2 protein-coding genes are annotated in these 1,368 nt (G+C 66.4%); one reads left to right on the top strand and one right to left on the bottom strand.

Translation table 11 applies throughout. The annotated features are described in order from the left end of the window. Positions 1-293: 293 nt before the first annotated feature. Complete coding sequence (locus tag AC27VN_RS41520) at positions 294-662, top strand: DUF4148 domain-containing protein (protein WP_093355317.1); 369 nt, start codon at positions 294-296, stop codon at positions 660-662. Positions 663-762: 100 nt separating this feature from the next. Here the strand turns inward: AC27VN_RS41520 and AC27VN_RS41515 are convergent. Further along, the coding region (locus AC27VN_RS41515) for a CorA family divalent cation transporter (RefSeq protein WP_490880517.1) at positions 763-1,368 on the bottom strand (606 nt) is incomplete at its 5' end.

Below are 1,368 nucleotides of genomic sequence, written 5' to 3'. Positions count from 1 at the left end.
GTCAACAGCGAGATCCCGCCGCAGATCAAAGCCGTGCCGGGCACGCCGCGCACCGCGCGCTGAGGCCCGGACGGCTGAATGCTTCGGTGTTCGCCGGGGCCGGAATGGCCCGCTGCGCACCCAGGTTAATGACTGAACGGTCGACCTGACATTGTTTCAATAGCGGAAACACCGTGTCTCTGAACCGGGTGTTTTCCCGAGGGGTTTCGCCTTGAAACTCGCCGCACAGGCGAGCCGATCCGTGCGCGCCTGGTGGCTAAACCCTCCGACGTACCGTATCAAGGACAACCGAAATGAAGACCTCGCACATCATCGCCGCCGCCGCACTGACCCTGTTTGCCGCCGTTGGCGCCCAAGCCGAAACCTATGAAGGCGTGACCCAGGCCGTCTCGAGCAAGAGCCGCGACGAAGTCAACACCGAAGCCGTGCGCGCCGCCGCTGCTCCGAACCAGAACGTGACCCGCGGCTCGCGCGGCCCGGAAACGGTCGCCGTGTCGAAGGACCGCGCCCTGGTCGAAGCCGAAGCGATCCGCACCGCTTCCGCTCCCGACCAGAACGTGACCTCGGGTTCGCGCGTGAACAGCAAGGTCATCTCGACCATGCAACACCCGCTCGACGCACGCGTCCAGGCCCAGCAAGGCTCCGGCGCCACCGCCAAGTAAGCTGTCGCACGGCATCGGGCGGCCTTCGGGCCGTTCGCATCCGGACGAAAAGAGCCGCGTGGAGCATCGCTCCACGCGGCTTTTTTTCATGCGCGCTGGTTCAGCGCGTGCGCGCGAGATAGCGCTTGCGCCAGAAGATCAGCACCAGCAGCACCGCGATCGCGAGCATCGAGCCCATGGCGATCCAGAAGCCGTCGGCCTTGTGGACCAGCGGGATGAACTCGAAGTTCATGCCGAAGATGCCGGCGATCAGGTTCAGCGGCAGGAACACGGCGGTGAGCACGGTCAGCACCCGCATGATGTCGTTGGCCCGGTGGCCCTGCACGCTGAAATGCATCTGCACCGCGGTCTCGGCGTTCTGCTCGAGCCGGCGCACGTGGTGCACCACGCGCTCGATGTGCTCGAGCACGTCGCGGCTGCGGATCATCACCAGCTCGCGCTCGCGCCCCTCGGCCGCGTCCTTGGGCGGCGGCAGGGTCTCGAGGTTGTCGAGCCAGTCCTGCATGGCGGCGCGCTGGTCCTCGCAGATCTCGTCGAGGTGGTGCAGCGACTGGCGCGACTCCATCAGCGCGCCCCAGTTGGTGAAGCGGCTGCGCGGATCGATGAGCTCGGCCTGCCAGTGGTCGAGCTGCTTGGTGAGCTCGCGCCGCAGGTCGAGGTAGCCGTCGACGATCTGGTTGATGACGCGCAGCATCAGGTCGGCCGG

The organism is Variovorax sp. 20P10.2.4, assembly GCF_058244205.1.
The sequence above is the reverse complement of the archived record's forward strand: the minus strand, read 5'-3'. Positions and strand labels throughout refer to the sequence as shown.

Bases quoted from the DNA above. Each gene is read 5' to 3' on its own strand.
- AC27VN_RS41520 (WP_093355317.1), top strand. From the start codon at position 294: ATGAAGACCTCGCACATCATCGCCGCCGCCGCACTGACCCTGTTTGCC.